Origin of the sequence: Streptomyces spinosus (assembly GCF_020400655.1) — a bacterium.
GTDB classification, from domain to species: Bacteria; Actinomycetota; Actinomycetes; order Streptomycetales; family Streptomycetaceae; genus Streptomyces; species Streptomyces argyrophylli.
In genome coordinates this window covers 61,113-85,594 of the sequence record NZ_JAINRC010000027.1, presented here as the reverse complement: position 1 = coordinate 85,594, position 24,482 = coordinate 61,113, and the positions used below count along the sequence as shown (strand labels likewise).

The 24,482-nt window shown below is 72.6% G+C and carries 26 protein-coding genes; 7 read left to right on the top strand and 19 right to left on the bottom strand.

What is annotated here, in order from left to right; genetic code table 11:
* Positions 1–207: 207 nt before the first annotated feature.
* From gatB to LG395_RS37090, 6 genes are all read right to left on the bottom strand, one after another.
* On the bottom strand, positions 208–1,722 hold the full coding sequence (gene gatB / locus LG395_RS37115; protein WP_171152572.1) for an Asp-tRNA(Asn)/Glu-tRNA(Gln) amidotransferase subunit GatB: 1,515 nt from the start codon (positions 1,720–1,722) through the stop codon (positions 208–210).
* Between the two features lie 16 nt (positions 1,723–1,738).
* Positions 1,739–1,978 carry a hypothetical protein gene (locus LG395_RS37110; protein ID WP_014675152.1) on the bottom strand — a complete coding sequence of 80 codons (240 nt, stop codon included), beginning with the start codon at positions 1,976–1,978 and terminating at the stop codon, positions 1,739–1,741.
* Entirely contained in the window at positions 1,975–3,477 is a 1,503-nt protein-coding gene (gene gatA / locus LG395_RS37105; protein WP_171152573.1) for an Asp-tRNA(Asn)/Glu-tRNA(Gln) amidotransferase subunit GatA, read from the bottom strand. The genes LG395_RS37110 and gatA overlap by 4 nt, the downstream gene beginning before the upstream one ends.
* A 5-nt stretch (positions 3,478–3,482) precedes the next feature.
* The gene (gatC, locus tag LG395_RS37100) at positions 3,483–3,779 is read right to left on the bottom strand and encodes an Asp-tRNA(Asn)/Glu-tRNA(Gln) amidotransferase subunit GatC (RefSeq protein WP_004925108.1); all 297 of its coding nucleotides are present in this window, start codon (positions 3,777–3,779) and stop codon (positions 3,483–3,485) included.
* A gap of 157 nt (positions 3,780–3,936) precedes the next feature.
* A complete protein-coding gene (locus tag LG395_RS37095; RefSeq protein WP_225813386.1) occupies positions 3,937–4,431 on the bottom strand; it encodes a cupin domain-containing protein in 495 nt (164 codons plus the stop codon).
* Positions 4,432–4,468: 37 nt separating this feature from the next.
* Positions 4,469–4,840 (bottom strand): DUF4267 domain-containing protein, encoded by a 372-nt coding sequence (locus tag LG395_RS37090; RefSeq protein ID WP_225813385.1) that lies wholly within the window; start codon positions 4,838–4,840, stop codon positions 4,469–4,471.
* Between the two features lie 96 nt (positions 4,841–4,936).
* Between LG395_RS37090 and LG395_RS37085 the strand changes: the two genes are divergently transcribed.
* Positions 4,937–5,515 (top strand): TetR/AcrR family transcriptional regulator, encoded by a 579-nt coding sequence (locus LG395_RS37085; protein ID WP_225813384.1) that lies wholly within the window; start codon positions 4,937–4,939, stop codon positions 5,513–5,515.
* A gap of 51 nt (positions 5,516–5,566) precedes the next feature.
* Here LG395_RS37085 and LG395_RS37080 read toward each other — a convergent pair whose 3' ends face one another.
* The 5 genes from LG395_RS37080 to LG395_RS37060 all read right to left on the bottom strand — a co-directional run bounded on the left by LG395_RS37080 (position 5,567) and on the right by LG395_RS37060 (position 12,564).
* Positions 5,567–7,786 (bottom strand): putative bifunctional diguanylate cyclase/phosphodiesterase, encoded by a 2,220-nt coding sequence (locus tag LG395_RS37080; protein WP_225813383.1) that lies wholly within the window; start codon positions 7,784–7,786, stop codon positions 5,567–5,569.
* Between the two features lie 259 nt (positions 7,787–8,045).
* Positions 8,046–10,241 carry an NAD-dependent DNA ligase LigA gene (gene ligA / locus LG395_RS37075; RefSeq protein WP_225813380.1) on the bottom strand — a complete coding sequence of 732 codons (2,196 nt, stop codon included), beginning with the start codon at positions 10,239–10,241 and terminating at the stop codon, positions 8,046–8,048.
* Between the two features lie 15 nt (positions 10,242–10,256).
* Entirely contained in the window at positions 10,257–11,264 is a 1,008-nt protein-coding gene (locus LG395_RS37070) for a methionine synthase (RefSeq protein ID WP_225813378.1), read from the bottom strand.
* A gap of 31 nt (positions 11,265–11,295) precedes the next feature.
* Entirely contained in the window at positions 11,296–11,994 is a 699-nt protein-coding gene (locus LG395_RS37065; RefSeq protein ID WP_171152585.1) for an SDR family oxidoreductase, read from the bottom strand.
* Between the two features lie 39 nt (positions 11,995–12,033).
* Positions 12,034–12,564: an LOG family protein gene (locus LG395_RS37060; RefSeq protein WP_171152587.1), complete on the bottom strand. Its 531-nt coding sequence runs from the start codon at positions 12,562–12,564 to the stop codon at positions 12,034–12,036.
* A 66-nt stretch (positions 12,565–12,630) separates the two neighbouring features.
* Between LG395_RS37060 and LG395_RS37055 the strand changes: the two genes are divergently transcribed.
* Both LG395_RS37055 and LG395_RS37050 read left to right on the top strand, forming a co-directional pair.
* Positions 12,631–12,954, top strand: coding sequence for a DUF427 domain-containing protein (locus LG395_RS37055; RefSeq protein WP_171152588.1), 324 nt, complete (start codon positions 12,631–12,633; stop codon positions 12,952–12,954).
* A gap of 63 nt (positions 12,955–13,017) precedes the next feature.
* Entirely contained in the window at positions 13,018–13,800 is a 783-nt protein-coding gene (locus LG395_RS37050; RefSeq protein WP_171152590.1) for an alpha/beta fold hydrolase, read from the top strand.
* 31 nt (positions 13,801–13,831) lie between these two features.
* Here LG395_RS37050 and mnmA read toward each other — a convergent pair whose 3' ends face one another.
* A complete protein-coding gene (mnmA, locus tag LG395_RS37045) occupies positions 13,832–14,962 on the bottom strand; it encodes a tRNA 2-thiouridine(34) synthase MnmA (protein WP_225813376.1) in 1,131 nt (376 codons plus the stop codon).
* Between the two features lie 106 nt (positions 14,963–15,068).
* Between mnmA and LG395_RS37040 the strand changes: the two genes are divergently transcribed.
* Positions 15,069–15,770, top strand: a complete 702-nt coding sequence (locus tag LG395_RS37040) for an N-acetylmuramoyl-L-alanine amidase (RefSeq protein ID WP_225813374.1) — start codon at positions 15,069–15,071, stop codon at positions 15,768–15,770.
* On the opposite strand, the gene LG395_RS37035 is transcribed toward LG395_RS37040, so the two are convergent.
* The 3 genes from LG395_RS37035 to LG395_RS37025 form a co-directional block, all read right to left on the bottom strand.
* Complete coding sequence (locus tag LG395_RS37035; RefSeq protein ID WP_225813372.1) at positions 15,763–16,932, bottom strand: cysteine desulfurase family protein; 1,170 nt, start codon at positions 16,930–16,932, stop codon at positions 15,763–15,765. The two genes, LG395_RS37040 and LG395_RS37035, sit on opposite strands and share 8 nt — an antisense overlap.
* 295 nt (positions 16,933–17,227) lie before the next feature.
* Entirely contained in the window at positions 17,228–17,512 is a 285-nt protein-coding gene (locus LG395_RS37030; RefSeq protein WP_171152596.1) for a DUF4190 domain-containing protein, read from the bottom strand.
* A gap of 53 nt (positions 17,513–17,565) precedes the next feature.
* Positions 17,566–17,733 carry a hypothetical protein gene (locus LG395_RS37025; protein WP_171152597.1) on the bottom strand — a complete coding sequence of 56 codons (168 nt, stop codon included), beginning with the start codon at positions 17,731–17,733 and terminating at the stop codon, positions 17,566–17,568.
* A 145-nt stretch (positions 17,734–17,878) separates the two neighbouring features.
* Here LG395_RS37025 and LG395_RS37020 point away from each other — a divergent pair, with 145 nt between their 5' ends.
* Positions 17,879–18,505, top strand: a complete 627-nt coding sequence (locus tag LG395_RS37020; protein ID WP_171152599.1) for a TetR family transcriptional regulator — start codon at positions 17,879–17,881, stop codon at positions 18,503–18,505.
* 24 nt (positions 18,506–18,529) lie between these two features.
* Here LG395_RS37020 and LG395_RS37015 read toward each other — a convergent pair whose 3' ends face one another.
* Positions 18,530–19,492 carry a helix-turn-helix transcriptional regulator gene (locus LG395_RS37015; RefSeq protein ID WP_225813370.1) on the bottom strand — a complete coding sequence of 321 codons (963 nt, stop codon included), beginning with the start codon at positions 19,490–19,492 and terminating at the stop codon, positions 18,530–18,532.
* Positions 19,493–19,591: 99 nt separating this feature from the next.
* Between LG395_RS37015 and LG395_RS37010 the strand changes: the two genes are divergently transcribed.
* Positions 19,592–20,194: a TIGR03086 family metal-binding protein gene (locus LG395_RS37010; protein WP_225813369.1), complete on the top strand. Its 603-nt coding sequence runs from the start codon at positions 19,592–19,594 to the stop codon at positions 20,192–20,194.
* Here LG395_RS37010 and LG395_RS37005 read toward each other — a convergent pair.
* A complete protein-coding gene (locus tag LG395_RS37005; RefSeq protein WP_171152605.1) occupies positions 20,181–21,044 on the bottom strand; it encodes a thioesterase family protein in 864 nt (287 codons plus the stop codon). The genes LG395_RS37010 and LG395_RS37005 overlap by 14 nt on opposite strands.
* Positions 21,045–21,209: 165 nt before the next feature.
* Between LG395_RS37005 and LG395_RS37000 the strand changes: the two genes are divergently transcribed.
* Positions 21,210–22,469: an alpha/beta hydrolase gene (locus LG395_RS37000; RefSeq protein ID WP_225813368.1), complete on the top strand. Its 1,260-nt coding sequence runs from the start codon at positions 21,210–21,212 to the stop codon at positions 22,467–22,469.
* On the opposite strand, the gene LG395_RS36995 is transcribed toward LG395_RS37000, so the two are convergent.
* Both LG395_RS36995 and LG395_RS36990 read right to left on the bottom strand, forming a co-directional pair.
* Positions 22,378–23,037: a trimeric intracellular cation channel family protein gene (locus LG395_RS36995; RefSeq protein ID WP_103811275.1), complete on the bottom strand. Its 660-nt coding sequence runs from the start codon at positions 23,035–23,037 to the stop codon at positions 22,378–22,380. The two genes, LG395_RS37000 and LG395_RS36995, sit on opposite strands and share 92 nt — an antisense overlap.
* A gap of 47 nt (positions 23,038–23,084) precedes the next feature.
* The gene (locus tag LG395_RS36990; RefSeq protein WP_225813367.1) at positions 23,085–24,476 is read right to left on the bottom strand and encodes a M1 family metallopeptidase; all 1,392 of its coding nucleotides are present in this window, start codon (positions 24,474–24,476) and stop codon (positions 23,085–23,087) included.
* Positions 24,477–24,482: the final 6 nt, after the last annotated feature.

Below are 24,482 nucleotides of genomic sequence, written 5' to 3'. Positions count from 1 at the left end.
GTGGACGGCCGGCGGGACTGGCTGCCGTGGGGTGAGGTGTGCGCCGAGGAGAGCCCGAGCGAGGTCGTGGCCGGGCCGGCACGCGACTCGGCGGAGCCGCCGAGGGCCGACCAGGGGCGCCTGCTGGGACCCGCCCGGGCCGTGGGACGGCGCGACCAGCCGTACGGCCCCGGAGGGCATCCCTCCGGGGCCGTACACCGCCTGCCGTCAGCCCTCGCTGACGCCCAGCCTCTCCAGGATCAGCTCCTTGACGCGGGCCGCGTCGGCCTGGCCGCGGGTGGCCTTCATGACCGCGCCGACCAGGGCGCCCGCCGCGGCCACCTTGCCGCCGCGGATCTTGTCCGCGATGGCCGGGTTGCCGGCGATGGCCTCGTCGACGGCCGTGCCGAGCGCGGAGTCGTCGGAGACGACCTTCAGACCGCGCTTGTCGACGACCTCGTCCGGGGTACCCTCGCCCGCGAGGACGCCCTCGATGACCTGGCGGGCCAGCTTGTCGTTCAGGTCACCCTTCGCGACCAGCTCGGTGACCCGGGCCACCTGCTGCGGCGTGATCGCCAGCTCCTCCAGCGCCTTGCCGGACTCGTTGGCGCTGCGCGCCAGTTCGCCCATCCACCACTTGCGGGCGGAGGCCGCGTCGGCACCGGCGTCGATGGTGGCGACGATCGGGTCCAGCGCGCCGGCGTTGAGGATCGCCTGCATGTCGGTGGCGGAGATGCCCCACTCGGCCAGCAGCCGGGTGCGGCGGGCCAGCGGCAGCTCGGGCAGGGCCCCGCGGATCTCCTCGACCCACTCGCGCGACGGCGCGACCGGCACCAGGTCGGGCTCCGGGAAGTACCGGTAGTCCTCGGCCTCCTCCTTCACGCGGCCCGAGGTCGTGGACCCGGTGTCCTCGTGGAAGTGGCGGGTCTCCTGGACGATCGTGCCGCCCGAGGACAGCACGGCCGCGTGCCGCTGGATCTCGAAGCGGGCCGCGCGCTCCACCGAGCGCAGGGAGTTGACGTTCTTCGTCTCCGAGCGCGTGCCGAACTTGTCGGCGCCCTTGGGCATCAGCGACAGGTTGACGTCGCAGCGCATCTGGCCCATCTCCATGCGGGCCTCGGACACGCCGAGGGCCCGGATGAGCTCGCGCAGCTCGCGGACGTACGCCTTCGCCACCTCGGGGGCCCGCTCACCGGCGCCCACGATCGGCTTGGTGACGATCTCGATCAGCGGGATGCCGGCGCGGTTGTAGTCCAGCAGGGAGTGGGACGCGCCGTGGATACGGCCGGTGGCACCGCCGACGTGCGTCGACTTGCCGGTGTCCTCCTCCATGTGGGCGCGCTCGATCTCCACGCGGAAGACCTCGCCGTCCTCCAGCTGCACGTCGAGGTAGCCGTTGAAGGCGATCGGCTCGTCGTACTGGGAGGTCTGGAAGTTCTTCGGCATGTCCGGATAGAAGTAGTTCTTCCGGGCGAAGCGGCACCACTCGGCGATCTCGCAGTTCAGTGCGAGACCGATCTTGATCGCGGACTCGACGCCGGTCGCGTTGACGACCGGGAGCGCGCCGGGCAGGCCGAGGCAGACCGGGCAGGTCTGGCTGTTCGGGTCGGCGCCGAGCGCCGTCGAGCAGCCGCAGAACATCTTCGTCTTGGTGCCGAGTTCGACATGGACCTCGAGGCCCATGACGGGGTCGTACGACGCCAGCGCGTCCTCGTACGACACCAGGTCGGTCGTGGTGGTCACGGTGAAAACTTCCCTCTCAGCCCAGCAGGACGTCGTCGTCGCCCAGCCGCTTCAGCTCGCGGTAGAGGATGGCGAGGCCGGTGACGATGCCGGCGGCGGTGACGACGGCGTCGACGAGCCGCAGCGTGTCGTTCTCGGCGCGGGCCTTCTTGATCTGCTTGGCGGCGCCGACCGCGCCGAACGCGGTGGCGGCCATGGACAGGTACGTACCGGACTTGGACTTCTTGAAGCCCTTGGCCTTGGTCAGTGCGCTCACAGCGACGGTGCCTCCTCCAGCAGCGGGTGACCCCACTTTTCCACGAAGGCGGCCTCGACGGCGGCGCCCACCTTGTACAGCCTGTCGTCCTTCATCACCGGGGCGATGATCTGCAGGCCGACCGGGAGGTTGTCCTCCGGGGCGAGGCCGCAGGGCAGGGACATGGCCGCGTTGCCCGCCAGGTTGGTCGGGATGGTGCACAGGTCCGCGAGGTACATCGCCATCGGGTCGTCGGCGCGCTCGCCGATCGCGAAGGCGGTGGTCGGGGTCGTCGGGGAGACGATCACGTCGACCTGCTCGAAGGCCTTGTCGAAGTCCCGCTTGATCAGCGTGCGGACCTTCTGGGCGCTGCCGTAGTACGCGTCGTAGTAACCGCTCGACAGGGCGTACGTGCCGAGCATGATGCGGCGCTTCACCTCGGGGCCGAAGCCCGCCTCACGGGTGAGGGAGGTGACCTCCTCGGCGGAGTGCGTGCCGTCGTCGCCGACCCGCAGGCCGTAGCGCAGGCCGTCGAAGCGGGCGAGGTTGGAGGAGCACTCCGACGGGGCGATCAGGTAGTACGCCGACAGGGCGAGGTCGAAGGACGGACAGTCCAGCTCGACGATCTCGGCGCCCAGTTCCTTCAGCACCTCGACGGACTCGTCGAAGCGCTGGATGACGCCCGCCTGGTAGCCCTCGCCGCGGAACTGCTTGACCACGCCGACGCGCATGCCCTGGACGCTGCCGTTGCGGGCGGCCTCGACGACCGGCGGGACCGGGGCGTCGATGGAGGTGGAGTCGAGCGGGTCGTGACCTGCGATGACCTCGTGCAGCAGGGCGGCGTCGAGCACCGTGCGGGCGCAGGGGCCGCCCTGGTCGAGCGAGCTGGAGAACGCGACCATGCCGTAGCGGGAGACCGCGCCGTACGTCGGCTTCACACCGACCGTGCCGGTGACGGCGGCCGGCTGGCGGATGGAGCCGCCGGTGTCGGTGCCGATGGCGAGGGGGGCCATGTGCGCGGCCAGCGCGGCGGAGGAGCCGCCGCCGGAGCCGCCGGGGATCTTGGTGAGGTCCCACGGGTTGCCGGTCGGGCCGTAGGCGCTGTTCTCGGTGGAGGACCCCATGGCGAACTCGTCCATGTTGGTCTTGCCGAGGATGACCACGTCGGCGGCCTTCAGCCGCTTGGTGAGCGTCGCGTCGTACGGCGGGATCCAGCCCTCGAGCATCTTCGAGCCGACGGTCGTGGGCACGCCCTCGGTGGTGAAGATGTCCTTGAGCGCGAGCGGGACGCCGGCCAGCGGGCCGAGCTTCTCGCCGCGCTCCCGCTTCTCGTCCACGGCACGGGCCTGGGCGAGGGCGCCCTCGCGGTCGACGTGGAGGAAGGCGTGCACCTTCTCGTCGACCGCCTCGATCCGGGCGAGGTGGGCCTCGGTGACCTCGACGGCCGTCAGCTCGCCGGAGGCGATCTTGGCGGCGGTCTCGGCCGCGGTGAGCCTGATGATGCTGTTGTTGTCCGTCATGGCGGTCACTCCTCCCCCAGGATCTGCGGCACCTTGAAACGCTGCTGCTCCTGTGCCGGGGCGCCGGAGAGCGCCTGCTCGGGGGTGAGCGAGGGACGGACCTCGTCCGGCCGCATGACGTTCGTCAGCGGCAGCGGGTGGGAGGTCGGCGGTACGTCTTGGTCGGCGACCTCGCTGACGCGGGCGACCGCGCCGATGATGTCGTCCAGCTGTCCCGCGAAGTGATCGAGTTCTTCGGGCTTCAGCTCCAGACGCGCCAGCCGGGCGAGGTGGGCGACCTCCTCGCGCGTGATGCCAGGCATGCAGCGATCCTCTGGGGTGAGTGTGTGGTTCGGGCCGGGGGCTGTTCGTGCCGTTCCCGTCGTCCGCCCGGAGGGCGGGTGACGGAACGGGACGACCAGCCCCAATCCTATGGGGCGGGGCGGCCTGACCGTGAAACGGTTTCCCCCCGCCCCGGCCTCAGCGGCGGCGCCCGTCCCAGGCGTCGCTCCCCAGGAAGTGGTTGTCGTACAGCTCCTGGACCTCCAGCAGGCTCTCCGGGGTGACCTCGCCGAGGCGGATGCGCTGGAGGTGGCGGAAGTACTCGAAGCGCTCGACGCCCGGGGTGATGACGATGAGCAGGTCCGCGGTGCTGCCGGGGGCGGCGGCGAAGGCGTGGGGCCGGTCCGGCGGCACGATGATCAGGTCGCCGCGCCCGGCGGTGACGACATCGTCGCCGGACAGCACCTCGGCCTCGCCGTCGAGCAGGTAGAACATCTCGGCCGAGTTGTGGTGCACGTGCGGCCGGGCCCCGTCGGCGCCCTCGGCGAGCGTGACGCGCACGGTGGACAGCGCGCCGCCGCTGGCGCTGCTGTCGGCCAGCAGCCTGACGGCGACGGGCGCGTCGCCGACGACCTCCGCCTCGGCGTCCCGGACCAGCACGGTCTCGTCGAACCTTGGCACGAACAACGACATGGCGGCATCCCCCTCGTGTGAGCCCGCTGCGGGGCGGTCAGACCGCGAAGAGCAGTCCGGCACCGATCAGTACAACGATCGCGGTGGCGAAGTGGATCCCGAAGGCGACGGCTTTCCGCCCGCCGTGGCGCAGGACGATGAACGTGTCGGCGAACGGCACGAGTGCCACGCAGAGCATGAACCACGCCTCGGCGCGGGCGCCGGCGAAGGCGAGCAGGGCGAGGCCCACCAGCCCGAGGGTGCCGTCCCTGAGTCCCTTGACCGACAGGTAGGCGCGGGCGTCGCCGTGCGGGTCGGCGGGGACTCCGTAGCCGGCGGCCGCGGGTCCGGGCCGGAACCAGAACCGGTAGCCGAGGAACACGCAGAACAGGTCGAGCAGGACGGCCAGGGTGTACGCGGTGACGGTCATGTGTGGTTCTCCCCCATCGATTTCTAGCGTTGCTAGGCGTGAGAGCGAAGCTAGCAGATCATCGACAGATTGACTAGCGCTGCTAGAATCACGGCCATGCCTATCCAGGCGCGCCGGGAGCGCGAACGAGCGGAACGCGCGCGGCTGATCGTCACGGCCGCCCGGGAACTGGCGGAGGCCGAGGGCTGGGACGCGGTGACCACGCGCCGGCTGGCCGCCGAGATCGAGTACAGCCAGCCGGTCCTCTACAGCCACTTCCGGGGCAAGGGCGCGATCATGGCGGCGGTCGCGGCGCAGGGGTGCGCCGACCTGGCGGCGGAGCTACGCCGGGCCCGTACGGCGGCGCGGGGCACGCGGGAGGCGCTGGCGGCGGTGGCCCGGACGTACACGTCCTTCGGCAGGCGCCGGCCCGCCCTCTACGACGCGATGTTCACCCACCTGGTGGACCTGCCGTTCGCGGCGCGGGAGGCGCCCGCGCCGCTGCGGGAGGCCTTCGCCGAACTGCTCCTCGCGGTGGAACCGGCCGCGGCCGAGGGCGATGACCCCGGGCTGCTGACGGAGACGTTCTGGGCGGGGCTGCACGGCCTGGTGACGCTGACGCGCGGCGGCAGGCTGCCGGAACGCGCGCACGAGGCGCGCCTGGCGCTGCTCATCGGCCGCTTCGCCGGGGACTAGGGACTTTCTCCTGACGCCGCCGAGAGGCCCCGCGGGGCCTCTCGGCGGGAGCTACTCGGCCGCGGGCAGTGCGGCGCGCGGCCGTTGCCAGCCGCGGGAACCCCGCGCCAGCAGCCAGGCCGTGGCCTCCTCGGGCGGCATCGCCGCGGCGACCAGCCATCCCTGCACCGCGTCGCAGCCCAGGTCCCGCAGCCGCTCCCACGTCTCGTCGTCCTCGACCCCCTCGGCGACGACCAGGAGGCCCAGGGAGTGCGCGAGATCCACCGTGCAGCGCACGATCTCCGCGTCCTGGGCGTCGACGGCCAGCCGGGCCACGAAGGAGCGGTCGATCTTCAGCTCGCTGACGGGGAGCCGCCGCAGGTGCACCAGCGACGAGTAGCCGGTGCCGAAGTCGTCCAGGGACATCTTCACGCCGTGGCCGGTGAGCCCGGCGAGGGTGTCGGCGGCCCGCTGCGGGTCCTCCAGCAGCACGTGCTCCGTGATCTCCAGCTGGAGCGCCCCGGCGGGGACGCCGTGCCGGGCCAGGCGCGCGGCGACCGAACCGGCGAATCCCGGGGTGTGCACGTCGCGCGGGGAGACGTTGACGGCGACCGGCACCCGCAGCCCCTGTGCGCGCCACCGGGCGACCTGGCCAAGCGCGGTCTCCAGGACGTACTCGGTGAGGTGGGGCATCAGCCCCGAGGACTCCGCTATCGCTATGAACTCGTCCGGCGGCACCTTGCCGCGCTCCGGGTGCACCCAGCGGACCAGGGCCTCCAGGCCGGCGACCTGTCCGTCGAAACGGACCTTGGGCTGGTAGTGGAGCTGCACCTCGTGCGCGTCCAACGCCCTGCGCAGGTCGCCCAGCAGGCCGAGGCGGTCCGGGGTGTTGGAATCCCGCTTGGACTCGTAGACCTCGACGCCCGTGCGGTCCCTCTTCGCCTGGTACATCGCGACGTCGGCGCGGCGCAGGAGCCCTTCGGCGTCGAGCGCGTGGTCGGGGAAGACGGCGACGCCGGCGCTGGCCTCCAGGACGAGGGTGAGTCCGTCCAGGTCGAGCGGGGAGCTGAGGTCGGTGACGAGGCCGCGGGCGACGCGGGTGGCCGACGTGGTGGAGTCGGCTACGGGCAGTAAGACCGCGAACTCGTCACCGCCGAGCCGGGCGGCCTCGGCACCGCGCGGCAGGGCGAGCCGCAGCCGGTCGGCGATCTGGAGCAGCAGCCGGTCACCGGCCAGATGACCCAGGGTGTCGTTCACCGAACGGAAGCGGTCGAGGTCGATCAGCATGAGCGCGGAGCGCGCCCCGATGCGGTCGGCGTCGTCCAGGGCGGTCCAGATGCGCTCCAGCAGCCACTGCCGGTTGGGCAGCCCGGTCAGCGGGTCGCGCAGCTGCTCCTCGGCGCGGGCACGGGCCATCCACAGCGTGGAGTCCAGGGCGATGAGCGGGATGGCGAACAGCGGCAGCAGGACCGGCTGGGTGTCGGCGACGACGCACAGCAGGGGCGCGATGCCGAGCAGGGCGACGGCGACCAGGCCCTGGCGGACCAGGGCGGTGCGGGCGACGGTGGGCACCCCGCCGCCGCGCGGGGCGTTCAGGTACCACAGCAGGCCGCGGCCGACGGCGAGGTAGGCGACCGCGACCAGCATGATCTGGGGTGCCGTGGCGACGCTCCAGGTGCCGGGTCGCCAGGGCTCCTCGACGCTCGGGACCCGGCCGAACGCGCCGAGCAGCAGGGCGCCGACGCCGATGCCGAGGATGTCGGCCGCGCCGTGCAGCACCCCTTGCCGCCAGCGGTTGCGGCGGGCGATGCCGACCAGGACGACGACGGCGAGGCTGACCAGGCCGGCGGGCACCCAGCCGTACAGCAGCAGGACGGCGAGGGTGAGGGCGGCGCCCGATCCGGTGCCGCCCGACCAGCGGGCGCGGCCCAGCATGACGAGGTGGCCGACGATGACGCCGGTGAGCAGGGCCAGCGACCAGCCGACCGTGCCACCGGGGAAGAGGGCGTGGTGACCGGCGTAGGCGCGGTAGAACCCGGCGCCCAGGACGAGTCCGGCGGCGGCCACGGCGGCCGTGGGCAGGGCGGGCCAGGACAGGTGCCGTTCGGTGTCGGCGCCGGCCAGGCCGGGGGCGGGCGCGACGGCGGACAGGGAGGCGCGGGCGTCGGTGACCGCGCCCGGTCCGGCCGTGCGCCCGACGCCCCGTCCGCTCCACCGGTTGACCCGCCACACGCCCGCGCGGCGGCGCAGGCGCAGCCATGAGTCCGGGGCGGCGCTCTCGGTCGGTTCCATTCCCGTCCCTCTCACAGCCGGCGGTGCCCACGCCACGCGGCCCGATGCCCGACAACCATCAGCAGCTCCGCGTCGAAGAAACCTTCCCCGCGCCCGTGGAGGGCACGGAAATGCCCCAGCCGTAGCTGGGCACGGCAGGCGCACACCTCAACAGTAGGCCGCGGAAGGCTTCCACGGGCAGCGGTCTCCGACGGTTGCCCGAATGCGCCCGGGCCACCCGTATGCATCTGATATGCGCCGATCGGGTGGCCTTCAACCGCTACTCCCCGGTCGGAAGCGCGACTTCGGCCGCCGCCTCGGGGCCCTGTTCCAACAGGACGCCGAAACCGTCCTCGTTCAGCACGGGAACCTTCAGCTGCATGGCCTTGTCGTACTTCGATCCGGGGTTGTCACCCACAACGACGAACGAGGTCTTCTTCGACACCGAACCGGTCACCTTCGCGCCCTGGCGCTGCAACGCCTCCTTGGCGCCGTCCCGGGTGAAGTTCTCCAGCGTGCCGGTGACGACGACCGTGAGCCCCTCCAGCGGACGCGGCCCCTCCTCCTCGCCGGACGACTGGTCCTCCAGGGGGACGCCCGCGGCCTTCCACTTGCGGACGATCTCGCGGTGCCAGTCCTCGGCGAACCACTCCTTGAGCGCGGCGGCGATGATGGGGCCGACGCCGTCGGTGGCCGCCAGCTCCTCCTCGGTCGCCTGTTCGATGCGGTCGATGGACCGGAACTCGCGCGCCAGCGCCTGCGCGGCCACCGGTCCCACGTGCCGGATCGACAGCCCGTTCAGGAAGCGGGCCAGCGGACGGGACTTGGCCGCCTCGATGTTCGCCAGCAGGGCGAGGGTGTTCTTCTTCGGCTCGCCCTTCTGGTTGGCGAAGACCGTGACGACCTTCTCCTCGCCGGTCTTCGGGTCGCGCTTGGGCAGGCCGCTGTCCGGGTCGAGGACGTAGGCCTTGATGGGCAGCAGCTTCTCCACCGTCAGGTCGAACAGGTCGCCCTCGTCCACCAGCGGCGGGTCGGCCGGCTCCAGCGGACGGGTGAGCGCGGCGGCGGCCACCGCGCCGAAGTGCTCGATGTCCAGACACTCCCGGCCGGCGAGGTAGGACACCCGCTCGCGCAACTGGGCGGGGCAGCCGCGCGCGTTGGGGCAGCGGAGGTCGATGTCGCCCTCCTTCATGGGCCGCAGCGGCGTCCCGCACTCGGGGCACTCTCCCGGCATCACGAACTCCCGCTCGCTGCCGTCCCTGAGGTCGACCACCGGGCCCAGGATCTCCGGGATGACGTCGCCGGCCTTGCGCAGGACCACGGTGTCCCCGATGAGCACGCCCTTGGCCTTGACGACCTCCTGGTTGTGCAGGGTGGCGAACTCCACCTCGCTGCCCGCGACCGTGACCGGCTCGACCTGCGCGTACGGCGTGACGCGGCCCGTGCGGCCGACGCCCACCTTGATGTCGACGAGCTTGGTGTTGACCTCCTCCGGCGCGTACTTGTAGGCGATCGCCCAGCGCGGTGCCCGCGCGGTGGAGCCGAGCCGGCCCTGGAGGCGGATCTCGTCCAGCTTGACCACGACACCGTCGATCTCGTGCTCGACGGAGTGGCGGTTCTCGCCGTAGTACGCGATGAACTCCCGTACGCCGGCGAGGTCGTCGACCACGCGGTTGTGCGGGGAGGTGGGCAGGCCCCAGGTCTTCAGCAGGTCGTACGCCTGCGAGAGCCGGGTCATGCCCGAGAAGCCCGCCAGGGCGCCGATGCCGTGGACGACCATGTGCAGCGGGCGGGTCGCGGTGACCCGCGGGTCCTTCTGGCGCAGCGAACCGGCGGCGGCGTTGCGGGGGTTGGCGAAGGGCTTGTCGCCGGCCGCGACCAGGCGTTCGTTCAGTTCGAGGAACTTCTCCATCGGGAAGTAGACCTCGCCGCGGATCTCCACCAGGTCGGGCACCTTGTCGCCCGTCAGGCGGTCCGGGATCTCCGCGATCGTCCGGACGTTCGGCGTGATGTCCTCGCCGGTGCGGCCGTCGCCGCGGGTGGCCGCGCGTGTGAGGCGGCCCTTCTCGTAGGTGAGGTTGACCGCGAGGCCGTCCACCTTCAGCTCGCACAGGAAGTGGTACGTCTGGTCGCCCAGCTCCCTGGCGACGCGGTCGGCCCAGGCGGCCAGGTCGTCGTCGTTGAACGTGTTGTCGAGCGAGAGCATCCGCTCGCGGTGCTCGACCGCCGTGAACTCCGTCTCGTACGACCCCGCGACCTTCTGGGTGGGCGAGTCCGGGGTGCGCAGCTCCGGGTACCGCTCCTCCAGGGCCTCCAGGGACTTCAGGAGCTGGTCGAACTCCGCGTCGCTGATGACGGGAGCGTCCTTCACGTAGTACCGGAAGCGGTGCTCCTCGACCTGCTCCGCCAGCTGCGCGTGCTTGTCGCGGGCCTCGGCGGGCACCGCCGTCGTCTCCGCCTGCTTGTCGCCGGCCACCGTGTTGTCCTCCCGTTACTCAGGGTTGTCCGCGAGGGATCTCGCCGCCCGGACGCAGTGGGCGAGCGCCTGGCGCCCGTACGCCGGGGAAGCGCCCGCCAGCCCGCACGCCGGGGTGACCGTGACCGCCTCCGCGAGCAGCTCCGGACGCAGCCCCAGCCTGCGCCACAACGTCCTGACACCCATGACGCTACCGGCAGGGTCTGACAACGGGCCGTCCGTGCCCGGCACGACACCGGTGAACAGCCGGGTACCGCCCTCCACGGCCTCGCCGATCGCCTCGTCGTCACGCTCGGTGAGCAGCGCGAGGTCGAAGGAGACGGCCGCCGCGCCGGCCCGCCGCAGCAGGGCGAACGGCACGTCCGGGGCGCAGGAGTGCACCACCACCGGCGCGCCGGCGTGCGTGCCGACGACGTCCCGGAGCGTGGCCTCCACGACCTGCCGGTCCACGGCCCGGTGGGTGCGGTAGCCGCTCGCCGTACGGACCTGCCCACGCAGGACGGCCGTGAGGGAGGGCTCGTCGAGCTGGAGGACGATCCGGGCGCCCGGGACGCGGCGCCGCACCTCGTCGAGGTGCAGCCGCAGGCCCTCGGCGAGCGAGGCGGCGAGGTCCCGGCAGGCGCCGGGGTCCGACAGGGCGGCCTCGCCGTTCCTCAGCTCCAGGGCGGCGGCCAGCGTCCACGGCCCGACCGCCTGCACCTTCAGGTCGCCCTCGTAGCCCTGGGTGAACTCCTCCAGGGCGTCCAGGTCCTCGCCGAGCCAGGACCTGGCCCGCCTGGTGTCCCGGCCCGGCCGGTCCCCGATCCGCCACCCGCTGGGCTCCACGCGCGCGTAGAGCTCGACCAGCATCCCGGCGGTGCGGCCGATCATGTCGGCGCCGGGCCCGCGCGCGGGCAGCTCCGGGAGGAAGGGGAAGTCCTCGAAGGATCCGGTGGCGGTCTTGGCGGCTTCCCTCGCGTCCCCGCCGGGCAGGGAACCGACGCCGGTGGCCCCCGGGAACCTGAACTGGCTGTTTTCGCTCACCCGGGAAGCGTACGGAACCCTCCGGGCGAGGTCAGCGCCCCGGGCGTACCGTCAGGTCGTTGATCTCCGCGTCCCTCGGGAGGTCCAGGGCGGTCAGGATCGTCGTGGCGACCGACTCGGGGTCGATCCACTTCGACGGGTCGTACTCCTTGCCCTCCTGCTGGTGCACCTTGGCCTGCATGGGGCTGGCGGTGCGACCCGGGTAGACCGAGGTGACGCGGACGCCGTTCGCGTGCTCCTCCTGGCGCAGGGAGTCGGCGAGGGCCTTCAGACCGTGCTTGGAGGCGGCGTACGCGGACCACCCGGCACTGGCGGACAGGCCGGCGCCGGAGTTGACGAAGATCACATGGCCGCGGGCCGTCCGGAGCTGCGGCAGGAAGTGCCGGGTCAGCTCGGCGGGGGCGATCAGGTTGACGTTGAGCTGGTGGCGCCAGGACTTCGGGGTCAGCTCGCCGACGCCGCCGAGGTCGACGACGCCGGCGATGTGCAGCAGGGAGTCGATCCGGTCCGGGAGCGTCTGGTGGGAGAACGCCCACGACAGCTTGTCCGGGTCCGCCAGGTCGCCGACGAGGGTGCGTGCGCCGGGGAACCCGGCCGCCAGTTCCTTCGCCCGGCCCGCGTCGCGCGCGTGGAGCACGATCTCGTCCCCGCGCGCGTGCAGCCGGCGGGCCACGGCCGCGCCGATGCCGGAACCGGCTCCGGTGATCACATGAGTAGCCATGACGGCCATGCTCGCATCACCGGGCGCCGGGTCACGCGGCGGTGCGGCTCAGGTCTGCGCCTCCAGGTACGCCAGGGCCCCGACCGGCTCGTCGGCGAAGAAGACCAGTTCGGCGAGCGGGCGCGGCAGGAAGCCCTCGGCCTCCATGCGGCGGAACTGCTCGCGCAGGCCGTCGTAGAAGCCCGCCGTGTTCAGCAGCACGACCGGCTTCTCGGTGCGGCCGTGCTTCTTCAGCTCCAGGATCTCGGTGGCCTCGTCCAGCGTGCCGGTGCCGCCCACCATGATCACCACGGCGTCGGCCTTCTCCAGCAGCAGCTTCTTGCGTTCGGCGAGGTCGGCGGCGATGATCATCTCGTCGGCGCCGGGCCGCGCCTTGTTCGCCAGGAACTCCACGGAGACGCCCAGCAGCCTGCCGCCCGCCTCCTGCACACCGTCGGCGACCACCTTCATCAGACCGACGTCGGAACCGCCCCAGACGAGCGTGTGGCCGGCCTTGCCGAGCAGTTCCGCGAACTCGCGGGCGGGGCGGGTGTACCGCTCGTCGAGGTCGGCGGCGGACAGGAAGACGCAGATGTTCATGGCCTCTACCGTACGGTCCCCGCGCCGGACGGGAAGAAGCGCGGCCCCTCCCGGCGCTGAACGGGTATGACCCAAGGACACACGATCACGATCCAGAAGAGCGAGCGGCACGTGCGCGTGGTGCGCGGCGACCAGGTGCTCGCGGAGTCCGACCGGCCCCTGGAGCTGCGCGAGACGGGCTGCCCGGTCAGGTACTACATCCCCGCCGAGGACGTCCGCCTCGATCTGCTGACGCCCTCCGACACGCACACCGTGTGCCCCTTCAAGGGCACGGCGTCCTACTGGTCGCTGCCGGACGCGCCGGACCTCGTCTGGGCGTATCCGGACCCCAAGGACGGGGTCGCGGAGATCAAGGACCACTACTGCTTCTACGACACCGAGGTCGCATGACCACCCCCGGCATCGCCGTGTCGTGACCGGTCCGTGCCGTGCCGTGCGGCAGTCTGCACGGCCATGGACAAGAAGACGACTTCCCGCGACGGCACCTGCCTCGCGTACGGAGTGATCGGCCAGGGACCCACGGTGATCCTGGTGAGCGGCGCGATGTCCACCGGCGGCACCGTGGCGCCCCTGGCCCAGCGCCTCGCGGACCGCTGCACGGCCGTCGTCTACGACCGCCGGGGCCGCGGCGAGAGCGGTGACACGGCGCCGTACGAGGTCGACCGCGAGATCGAGGACCTGGCCGCGCTGATCGACGCGGTGGGCGGCGAGGCGGCGCTGTTCGGGGTCTCCTCGGGCGGCGCGCTGGTCCTGCGCGCGGCGGCGAGCGGACTGCCCGTCGCCCGCGCGGCGGTCTACGAGGTGCCCTACGCCGACCACCTGGCGGGCGGCGCCGCGCGTGAGGCCACCTACAAGGAGCAGTTGGGCAAGGCGCTCGGCGAGGGCCGGCGCGGGGACGCGGTGGAGCTGTTCCTGCGTCTGACGGGCCTCGGCGAGGAGATGATCCAGCGCGCCCGGGAGTCGCCGATGTGGGCCGGGATGGAGGCGGTCGCCCCCAGCCTCGCCCACGACGACGCCGTCATGGGCGACGGCCTGCTCCCCCGGGACCGGCTCGCCTCGGTCGGCGTGCCCGTGCTCGCGGTCGCGGGCGGTGCGAGCCCCGCGTGGATGCGCGCGGCCTCCCGGGACATCGCCGAGACGGTGCCCCGGGGCACGTACCGGGTCCTGGAGGGCCAGACCCACGTGGTGGAACCGGACGTGCTGGGGCCGGTGCTGGCGGAGTTCTTCGCGGGCTGAGCCCGCCGTCCTCCCAGGACGGGGGGCCGGTTCAGACCGCCGCGGCCGTCGCCCGCGTGGTCGACGCGATCGTCGCCGAGCCCACCACGCGCGTGCCGTCGTACAGGACGATCGCCTGGCCGGGGGCGACGCCGCGGACCGGCTCGGTGAACGTCACGCGCAGCCCGCCGTCGACCGGCTCGGCGGTCACCTCGGTCTCGCCGCCGTGGGCGCGCAGCTGGGCGGTGTAGGTGCCGGGCCCGGTGGGGGCGGTGCCGCACCAGCGGGGCTTGATCGCGGTGAGGGCGGTGACGTCCAGGGCGTCGGCCGGGCCGACGGTGACCGTGTTGGTGACCGGGGAGATGTCCAGGACGTAGCGCGGCTTGCCGTCCGGGGCCGGGGTGCCGATCCGCAGGCCCTTGCGCTGGCCGATGGTGAAGCCGTACGCGCCCTCGTGCGTGCCCAGCTTGGCGCCGGACTCGTCCACGATGTCGCCCTCGGCCTTGCCGAGCCGCTTGGCCAGGAAGCCCTGGGTGTCGCCGTCGGCGATGAAGCAGATGTCGTGCGAGTCGGGCTTCTTGGCCACGGCCAGGCCCCGGCGCTCGGCCTCCGCGCGGATCTCCTCCTTGGTGGTGACCGTGTCGCCGAGCGGGAACAGCGCGTGCGCGAGCTGCCTCTCGTCCAGGACACCGAGGACGTACGACTGGTCCTTCGCCATGTCGGAGGCGCGGTGCAGCTCGCGGGAGCCGTCCGGGTTCACGATCACCTTGGCGTAGTGGCCGGTGCAGACGGCGTCGAAGCCGAGGGCCAGCGCCTTGTCGAGCAGCGCGGCGAACTTGATCTTCTCGTTGCAGCGCAGGCACGGGTTCGGGGTGCGGCCGGCCTCGTACTCGGCGACGAAGTCCTCGACGACGTCCTCGCGGAAGCGGTCGGCGAGGTCCCAGACGTAGAACGGGATGCCGATGACGTCGGCCGCGCGGCGGGCGTCGCGCGAGTCCTCGATGGTGCAACAGCCCCGCGCGCCGGTGCGGAACGACTGCGGGTTCGCGGAGAGCGCGAGGTGGACGCCGGTGACGTCGTGTCCTGCTTCCGCGGCGCGCGCGGCGGCGACGGCGGAGTCGACCCCGCCGGACATGGCGGCGAGGACGCGGAGGGGGCGGGTGCGCTGCGGGGTGTCAGTCATAGCCCTTCCAGGGTACGGGGCGCGGGAACCCCGTCGGCCTGGTATCCGTTGACGGTCGCAGAGGGTGACGACGGGGCCGGTGACACCGGCGGTGACGGGGGCGGGCATGGGCACGGCGAAGGACGACGCGGACCGGCGGCTGGGGCGGCGGGCGCTGCTGGTCGGCGGGGCCGCGGCGGCCGTGGGCACGGCCGTGCTGGCCCGTCAGGAGCTGTCCCGGCTGTGGTGGCGGATGCCCGGGGTGGACAAGCCGCGGGTGGCGGGCGCGGTGGACTTCCGGGGCGCGCGCTGGGTGGGGGCGTCGGCCGCGAACTACCGGGTCGCGGACCGGCCGTCCGACTACCGGGTGGACCGGGTGGTCATCCATGTCACGCAGGGCGGCTACGCGTCCGCGGTGAAGGTCTTCCGGGACCCGGGGCACGGGGCGGCGGCGCACTACATCGTGCGCAAGGACGGGCGGGTCACCCAGCTGGTCCGGGAGCTGGACGTGGCCTTCCACGCGGGCAACCGGGAGTACAACGAACGCAGCGTCGGGATAGAGCACGAGGGCTTCGTGGAGGACGCCTCCTCCTTCACCGCCGCGATGTACGCGTCCTCGGCGCGGCTGACGGCGGCGATATGCGCGCGGTACGGCATGCCCGTGGACCGCGAGCACGTCATCGGGCACGTGGAGGTGCCGGGCACGGACCACACCGATCCGGGGCGGTTCTGGGACTGGGACCGGTACATGCGCCTGGTCCGGGCCGAGCGGGAGAAGGCCGAGCGGGAAAGGGCACGGGCGTCCGCGTCCCCCCGCGCGGCTACGTGAGCCCGGCCGCGCGGGCGCGTTCCACCGCCGGACCGATCGCCTTGGCCACGGCCTCGACGTCCGCCTGTGTGGAGGTGTGGCCGAGGGAGAAGCGCAGGGTGCCGCGGGCCAGGTCGGGGTCGGTGCCGGTGGCGAGGAGGACATGGCTGGGCTGGGCGACGCCCGCGGTACAGGCGGAGCCGGTGGAGCACTCGATGCCCTGAGCGTCCAGCAGGAGCAGCAGGGAGTCGCCCTCGCAGCCGGGGAAGGTGAAGTGGGCGTTGGCCGGGAGCCGCCCCTCGGGCGCCGGGTCGCCGCCGAGGATCGCGTCCGGTACGGCGCGGCGCACGGCGTCGATCAGCTGGTCGCGCAGGGCGCCGACCTCGCGCGCGAACCACTCGCGCTGTTCGGCGGCGAGCCGGCCGGCGACGGCGAAGGAGGCGATGGCCGGGACGTCCAGCGTGCCGGAGCGCACATGCCGCTCCTGGCCGCCGCCGTGCAGGACGGGTACGGGAGTGTGCTCGCGGCCGAGGACCAGCGCGCCGATGCCGTACGGCCCGCCGATCTTGTGCCCGGAGACGGTCATGGCGGCCAGGCCCGAGGCCTCGAAGTCGACCGGGACCTGACCGAAGGCCTGGACCGCGTCGGCGTGCAGCGGGATGCCGAACTCGGCGGCGACGTCGGCCAGTTCCCGGACCGGCATGAGCGTGCCGATCTCGTTGTTGGCCCACATCACGGTGGCCAGGGCGACGTCGGCGGGGTTGCGGGCGATGGCCTCGCGCAGCGCCTCGGGGTGGACACGGCCGTAGGAGTCGACGGGGAGGTACTCGACGGTGGCGCCCTCGTGCTCGCCGAGCCAGTGCACGGCGTCCAGCACGGCGTGGTGCTCGACGGGACTGGCCAGGACGCGGGTGCGGGCCGGGTCGGCGTCGCGGCGGGACCAGTACAGGCCCTTGACGGCGAGGTTGTCGGCCTCGGTGCCGCCGGAGGTGAGGACGACCTCGCTGGGGCGGGCGCCGAGGGCTTCCGCGAGGGTCTCACGGGACTCCTCGACCGTACGGCGGGCCTGGCGGCCGGATGCGTGGAGGGAGGAGGCGTTGCCCGTGATGCTCAACTGGGCGGTGAATGCCTCCGCCGCCTCCGGGAGCATCGGGGTGGTCGCGGCGTGGTCGAGGTAAGCCATGGTGAGGCGATTCTACGGCTCCCCCGCGGTCGGCTTCGGCCGCGAGGGCGTGCCGTCGGCTCCGCGCCTTGCGCCGGCCACGCCTGGGCCCCTTGCGCTGGCCGCGCCTGGGCGCCTCGCGTCGGCCGCACCTGGGCTTGGTGGCGGCGCACCCGGCGCTGTGGGCCGTGCCCACCCGTTCCGCCCTGCGGAACGATTGCCCACGGCGGGTATGGCGCGCACCGCGGCGGTACGGGTGCGGCGGGGGCCTGGGCCGTGTAGTCGTCCGTGGTGCGCCATGGCGCGCCGGGGGACGTCACAGGCTCCAGGACACCGTGCCCGAGACTTCCATCGCGATCAGCAGGACCGCCAGGTCGGCGACGCCCAGGGCCAGACCGAGGTAGGCGCGGCCCCGGCGGGACGTGCCGCGCCAGAGGGCGACCGCGGCCAGGACGACGGCGACCGGGCCGAGGAAGAGGTTGAGCACGAGCAGGCCGAGGAGGCCGAGGATGAAGGACGCGACGGCCATGCCGTCGGCGTCGCGGGGGCGCGGGCGGGTGTCGGTGCGGGTGCGGCCGGTGGCCGGTGCGGTGAGGTGCATGACGCTCAGCTCCTGGGGTGCTTTCCGGTGGTCGGCTGGCCGGGGGTCCCGGGTCAGTTGGCCGAGGTGCGGCGGCGACGCCCGTGGCGCTCGCGGATCGCGAAGACGCCGAGCCAGACGGCGATGACGGCGGCCAGGACGGCGGTGACGGTCAGCGGCGCGTGGGCGACGGTGCCCAGCACGACGCCGAGCAGCATGAGTGCGGCGACGAGGAACAGCATGGGATCAGATCCCCCCTCCGATATGCCTCGTGTTCGGCCGGTGTGAAGTTTGGGTGAACAGTTGTAGTAACAGTTGTTCACTGACTTCGAGTCTAGCGCTCCTGACGGCTTTCCAATTCCAGAGAACAGTTGTTAACTGGATGACATGAGTCACACCCTCGGCATCCGGCAGGCCCAGAAGCAGAAGACCCGGCAGGCGTTCCTCGACGCGGCCCTCGCGCTGCTGGAGGAACAGAGCCTGAGCAGCCTGGGTCTGCGCGAGGTCACCCGGGCCGTCGGTGTCGCCCCGACGGCCTTCTACCGGCACTTCCGCTCGACCGCCGACCTCGGGGTCGCCTTGGTCGACGAGGCGCTGGGCAGCCTGCATCCGATGGTGCGGACGACGGTGTCCACGACGGGCGACAGCGAGGAACGCATCGCGCGGGCCGTCGAGTTGATCGCCCGTCACGTAGACGCGTACCCCGCGCATGTCCGCTTTATCGCCCGGGAACGACATGGCGGGGTCCAGCCGGTGCGCGAGGCCATCCGGGCCCAACTGCAGCGGTTCGCCGAGGAGGTGAAGGCCGAGCTGGCCAAGGACCCGGAGGCGGCGGGATGGAGCGACGACGACCTGCTGATGCTCGCGCACCTCTACGTCGACCAGATGCTCATCACCGCCTCCCTGTTCCTCGAGGCGCTGGAGGCCCCGGCACAGGAGCGGGAGCGGGTGGCCCAGCTCGCCACCCGCCAGCTGCGGCTCATCAGCATCGGCCGCACCCACTGGCCGGACTGAGCCGTCGCGCAGCGCCCGGGCCGCTCAGCCCTGCTCGTACAGGGCCGCGACGGAGCGCGCCCCGGCCAGCAGTTCCGCGCGGGCCTCCGGCGGGTCCAGGATCTCCACCCGGTCGGAGAACGCGAGGAGCTGACGCACCGCGCGCAGCACCGGGTAGGCCAGCCGGGCGGTGACCCACTCGCTCGCGCCGTCGTCCTCGGGCGGAGCCGTCAGCTGTGCGGCGGCCATGCGCCGGAACATGTCGAGCAGTTCCCGCCGTACCCGCACGGTGACCTCGACCTCGTTCCCGCCTTCCTCCACCTGCCGGCGCAACAGCTCCCAGACGTCGGCGAGTTCGACCCCGACCCTGCGCCGTGCGGGCTCGTCGAGCAGCCGGGCCGAGTGCACCCGGTCGGCGCGGAACAGCCGGGGGCCGCCGCGCCGGTCGGCGACCAGGTACCAGACGCCGGCCTTGGCGACGAGGCCGTAGGGGTCCACCGTGTACGTCCGCGGTTCCGGCTCCCCGCTGTGCCGGTAGCGCAGTCTCAGGCGCCGGTCGGAGAAGACCGCGTCCTGGAGCACGTCGAGGTCGACGGCCTGCCGCGGGCCGCTCTTCCAGCGGCTGGCGTCGACCAGGACGCGACGGCTGGTGACCTCGGCGGCGGGCCGGTGCGGCGCCGGCAGCGCGGCCATCACCTTGCGCAGGGCCGAGCCGAGGGCCGCGTCGAGGCCGAGCGCGGCATGGGCGCCCTGCGCGGCCAGGACGAACAGCGCGCGGGACTCGTCGGCGGTCAGCCCGGTGACGTCGGTGCGGAAGCCGGGGAGGAGTTCGATGCCGCCGTGCCGGCCGCGCTCGGCGTACACCGGGACGCCGGCGGCGGACAGTGCCTCGACGTCCCGGTAGATGGTGCGGACCGACACCTCCAGCCGGTCGGCGAGTTCGGGCGCGGGGACACGGCCCCGGGTCTGGAGGAGCAGCAGGATCGACAGCAGCCGGTCGGACTTCACCGCGCCAGGATCGCGCCGCCGCGGGGTGCCGCACAAATCATGACGCCGGTTGTCAGGTTATCCGGGCATCCTCGCCTCACCGACCGAAGGAGAGACACCATGACCGGCACCGGCTTCATCGACCCGCGTCCCGTGTACGCCCGCGCCACCGAGCAGGCGGCCGCCCTGATCAAGACCGTGCGCCCCGAAGACCTGACCCGGCCGACACCCTGTACCGAGTTCGACGTCCGGGGTCTGCTGAGCCACGTCGTCGGCGGCACCCGGCGGATCGCGGTGGTGGGCGAGGGCGGTGACGGGCTCGCCGTGGACCCGAGCGCGGACGGCGTCGGGGACGACGGCTGGGCCGCGGCCTACGACGAGGTGCGGGCCCGTGTCCTCACGGCCTGGGAGAGCGACGCACGCATGGTGACCCCGGTGCGGGTGCCCTGGGGCGAGGTCCCCGGCCACGCGGCGCTCTCCGGTTACGTCATGGAGATCGTCACGCACACCTGGGACCTGGCCGAGGCGATCGGCGTGGCCGCCGGCGAACTCGACGCGGAACTGGCCGAGTTCGCGCTCGCGACGGCCCGTGCCGTGCTGCCGGATTCCCGGCCCCGCGACACGGAGACCCCCTTCGGAGCCCGCCGCGAGGCGCCGCCGGCAGCCGGCCCCTACGAGCGGCTGGCGGCCTGGCTGGGGCGCGAGCCGCTCAGCCGAGCCTGACCCGGGCCAGCTGACGGGACTGGGCGACCAGGCGGTCGGCGCTGTCCCACACCTCGGCGTCCTCCTCCAGGAAGCCTCCGGCCAGGTTGCGGGTGGTGATGGACACCCGCAGCGGGCCGGGGGCCGGGCGGTGGCGGACGTGCACGGTGAGTTCCACGGTCGGCACCCAGCCCTTGAGGCCCAGCTCGAAGGCGGTGGGCGGCAGGGCGTCCACGGCGAGGAGCAGCGAGAGCGGGTCGGCGTCCCGTCCGTCGGCGAGGCCGAACCAGGCGCGCATCTCGCCGTTGCCGGAGGGGGTGCCGAGCGCCCAGCCGAGGGTGGCGGGGTCGAGCTTGAGCATCAGCCGGCCGGCGATGGCGGAGCCGCCCTCGACCGGGGACGGTCCGTCCTCGGGGCCGAAGCACTGCTCCAGCGGGGGCATCGCGGGCGGGGTGGCGGTCGTGCGGACGTCGTCGGGGAGGGTGGCGAGGTCGCCGTAGGAGGCGAGGACACGGATGCGTTCGACCTCGTTGCCCTCGTCGTCGTACTGGAAGAGCGAGGCCTGGCCGGTGGAGAGGGTGCGGCCGGTGCGGACGGTCTCGGTGCGGACGACCGCCGGGCCGGGCCGGGAGGCGGTCAGGTAGTGGGCGGTGACGGAGAAGGGGTCCGGGTGCGGGAGGGTGTCCGCGAGGGCCCGGCCGAGCACGGCCAGCAGGTAGCCGCCGTTGACGGCGCCGAGGATGGTCCAGCCGGCCGAGAGGTCGGTGTCGTAGGCGCCGGGCCCGCGCCGGGTCACCGCCGTGTCCCGGTCGAACTCGCTGTCGCCGATCAGGGCCCGCGACGGGGAAGGGGCGGAAGCTGCTTCTGGCATGGCTGCACGGTACAGCAGAAAACTACTAAGCGGTAGCTTTCTACCCTGATGATGGGGTGTCCGGTGGTCGTTCCGCTCCCGCCCCCGGGTGAGCTTCCGGCAATTTCTCGGTAAGTGTCCGGACCTGTCCACAACCCCCGGCGGCGGATCGCCCTCTATGGGGACATGAGCCTCACCGGGACTCCGTTCCTCTACACGACCGTCCTGCTCTCGGTCGTCGCCCTCATACTGCCGCTCGTCCTGTGGTCGCGGATGCGCGGGCCCGAGCCCCTGCGGATCACGGCCCGGGTCCTCATGCTGCTGTTCGCCCAGGGCACGGCCGTCACCCTGGTCTTCGTGCTGGTCAACAACCAGAACAACCTCTACGACAACTGGGCCGACCTGCTCGGCACCGGTAACCACGTCCAGCGGGCCGCCGACCTCGGCAGGGACGGCACCGGCGGCATCACGGTGACCCGGCTGCCGAAGGTCAGGCAGACCTTCACGGCCGCCGACGGGCCGGGCATGCGCGCGGCCGGCGGGGTCCGCGTCACCCAGCTCAGGGGCCGGGTCTCCGGCGTGAACGCCGAGGTCTACGTCTGGCTGCCGCCGCAGTACGGCGAACCGGCCTACCGGAACAAGAGGTTCCCCGTGGTCGAGCTGCTGCCGGGCTACCCCGGTTCCGCGAAGGCGTGGTTCGGGTCGCTCAAGGCGCACGAGCAGTTGCTGCCGCTGATGAGGAGCGGCCGGGTGGCGCCGTTCATCCTCGTCGCCCCGCGCACCAACCTGCTGGCCGGCGTGGACACGGGCTGCGCCAACATCCCGGGGCAGGTCGACGCCGACAGCTGGCTCAGCGTCGACGTCCCGAAGATGGTCGTGGACAACTTCCGGGCCCAGCCCGCCCCGCGGGGCTGGGCGGTGGCCGGGTACTCGGCGGGCGCGCACTGCGCGGTGAAGCTCGCCGTGGCCCACCCCGGCCGGTACCGGGCCGCCGTGGGCATGTCCGGCTACAACGACCCGATCGGCGAGCGCGCCTCCCTCGCCGCCCAGACCCCCGCCCTGCGCGCCGCGAACAACCCCTATCTGCTGCTCAGGCACGAGGCCGTGCCGCCCCCGATCGCGCTGTACCTCTCCGGCGAGTCCGGCGACGGCTACCAGGCGGGCATGGCCCTGGAGTCCGTCGCCAAGGCGCCGACCACCGTGCGGGTGGTGTTCCTGCCGAGCAGCGCGGGCGGTCACACCATGGCACTGTGGCGTCCGCAGGTCGACACCGTCTTCCGCTGGCTGACCCTCCAGATGGGCCAGGGCCACGCCAGGGGCCGGGACACCTCGGTCGCCGGGAGGGCTCCCGGGGCTACTCCTCGGTCACCGTCGACCGGCGGTTCCACGCGCGCGGCGCTCGCCAGTGGAACCGCATCGCGAGCAGGCGCAGCACGAAGGCCGTGATCACCGCCAGCCCGCTGGTGAACGGGGTCAGGACGTCGTAGCGGATGCACAGCACGACCATCGTGGCGCCGACCATCGCCGGCACCGCGTACAGGTCGCGGTCCCAGCGCAGCAGCGAGGGCACCTCGTTGGCCAGCACGTCCCGCAGGACACCGCCGCCCACGGCGGTGGCGAGGCCCAGCGTCGCCGACGCGGTCAGGCCGAGGCCGTAGCTGTACGCCTTCGTCGTACCGCTGACGCAGAACAGACCGAGGCCGGCCGCGTCGAAGACGAGCACCGCCGCCTGGATGCGCTCCACGTGCGGATGGAGGAAGAAGACGACGAGCGTGGCGAGCAGCGGGGTGACGAAGTACCCCAGGTCCGTGAAGGCGGCCGGGGGTACGGCCCCGATCACCAGGTCGCGGAACAGCCCGCCGCCCAGCGCGGTGACCTCGGCGAGCACGGCGATGCCGAAGACGTCGAAGTTCTTCCGCACGGCCAGCAGGGCGCCGGAGATCGCGAAGACGAAGATGCCGATCACATCGAGCGTGTGCTGGACGGAGGGACTGAAGAGTTGCTGGAGCTGCACCCTGACATTCTCACCCGCCCGAGTGCGTGGGCCTTACAAAGCCAGGCTCACAGGGCGGGTTTCCTTGGGGTGAACAGCCAGGTGTCGAAGAGATCGTCGAGCTGCTGTCCGCTGACGCGCTCGGCGAGGCGGATGAAGTCGGCGGTGTCCGCGTTGCCGTACCGGTGGAGCTTCGTCCAGGCCGGCAGCAGCTTGAAGAAGGCCGTGTCGCCGATCCGCTCGCGCAGCACCTGGAGCGTCATCGCGCCGCGCTGGTAGACGGCGGAGGCGAACATCGTGTCCCGCTGCGGGTCGGCGACCTTGATCTGCCAGAAGGCGGAGTCGGCGGGACGGGAGTCGTACCCGGCCAGGAAGGAGTCGTGGGCGCTGCGGGTGCCCTGGTGCTCGGCCCACAACCACTGGGCGTAGGTGGCGAAGCCCTCGTTGAGCCAGGTGTCCTTCCACTGGGCCACGCTCACCGAGTCGCCGAACCACTGGTGGGCCAGCTCGTGCACGATGGTCGACTCGTTGCGCACGGCCGAGTAGGCGGGCTTGCTCTGCACCTCCAGCGAGAACCCGGCCTGCGGCATGTCGTCGACGATCGCGCCGGTCTCCTCGAAGGGGTACGGCCCGAAGACCTGCGACCAGTAGTCGGTGGCGGCGGCCGTGACGGCGTACACGTCGACGCTGTTGCTGTCCTTGAGCACGGGGTCGATGGCGACGTAGACGGGGATGCCGCCGGGGGTGCGCCCGGTGCGCACGTCGAACTTCCCGATGGTGGCGGTGGCGAGGTAGGTCGCCATCGGCTTGGACTCCCGCCAGTGGGTGTACGTCGAGGCGCCCTTGTCGTACGTCGACACCAGCCGGCCGTTGGAGACGGCGGTCAGGCCCCGGGGAGCCTTGACGCGGATGTCGTAGGTGGCCTTGTCGGAGGGGTGGTCGCTGGACGGGAACCAGGTGGAGGCGGCGTTGGGTTCGCAGGCGACGAAGACGCCGTCGGGGGTCTTCATCCACCCGTAGTCGGAGCCGAAGATGATCGGCCCGCCGAGGGCCCGCGGTACACCGCCGTAGGTCACGGAGACGGTGAAGTCCCGTCCCTCGGGGAGGGGGTGGCGCGGGGTGACGGTGATCTCGTCGCCGTCGCGCGTGAACCGGGCCGGTCTGCCGTCGACCCGGACACCGGTGACCTCCAGCTGCTGGAGGTCGAGGTCGAAGGAGGAGAGCGTCTGGGTGGCGCGGGCCGTGAGGGTGGTACGGCCGTCCAGGCGGCCGGTGTCCGGGGCGTAGGCGATGTCCAGGTCGTAGTGGCGGGCGTCGAAGCCGCCGTTGCCCAGCCGGGGGAAGTAGGGGTCGCCGATGCCGGGGGCGCCGGGGGTGGGGGCGGAGGAGGCGGCGACGACGAGGAAGGAGGCTGCCGCGGTCGCGACAGCCCCCAGACGTGCCGAACGGGAGAGTGCCATGTGTCG